Raw genomic sequence first — 782 nt, forward strand, 5'->3', positions numbered from 1 at the left:
TATTCTAGCAGTTACTCTCTATTTATGAGTGTTCTTATTTATTGGGGGGATTACCAAGTGAGCTTTAAAGATGTACGTGTGCCAGTCAGCCACTTTATTGGTGGACCAGGGATGGGCTTTGAGATTGCGCAAGGTCGTCTAGGGCCAGGTCGTATTCATCATTGCATGCGCTGTATTGGTGCTGCTGAAAAATCTTTAGAGCTTGCGGTAAAACGTGGTATGTCTCGTACTGCTTTTGGTAAGCCAATACTAGAGTTGGGCGGAAACTTTGAGCGCATTGCTGAAGCTCGTATCAAAATTGACCAAGCTCGTTTGCTGACTTTGTATGCTGCACAGAAGATGGATGCACAAGGAACAAAAGCGGCACTCACAGAAATATCTGCGATCAAAGTAGTGGCGCCGACTGTACTACAAGAAGTCGTCGATATGGCGATTCAGGTTCATGGTGGCATGGGTGTGTGTCAAGATACAATGTTGCCAGGCTTCTATGCTCAAGCAAGGGTGTTGCGCTTGGCTGATGGCCCTGATGAAGTTCATAAAACCATGATTGCAAAATTAGAGCTGAAGAGCCAAGGGTTTAGTCGTAAAAATAAATAATAATAGTGATTAATAATCACAGATAGTAGGGCGTGTCATCATTTATAGTGTGCGATTGCATTGATAACACTGGTAACTGGGTGACATGCTCTAGCTTGAGTATGGATATAGTGAATTTACTATAATTTGGATATAGTCAGCTCAAAATAAAATTGTTATGGTTAGGGCAAACATCATAAAACAAT

1 protein-coding gene is annotated in these 782 nt (G+C 42.1%); it reads left to right on the forward strand.

What is annotated here, in order from left to right; all coding sequences use genetic code 11:
- The coding region (locus tag EI164_RS16555) for an acyl-CoA dehydrogenase family protein (RefSeq protein WP_263972681.1) at positions 1–597 on the forward strand (597 nt) is incomplete at its 5' end.
- Between the last annotated feature and the right edge of the window lie 185 nt (positions 598–782).

Source organism: Psychrobacter sp. FME13 (assembly GCF_014861395.1).
In the GTDB taxonomy this organism is placed as follows: Bacteria; Pseudomonadota; Gammaproteobacteria; order Pseudomonadales; family Moraxellaceae; genus Psychrobacter.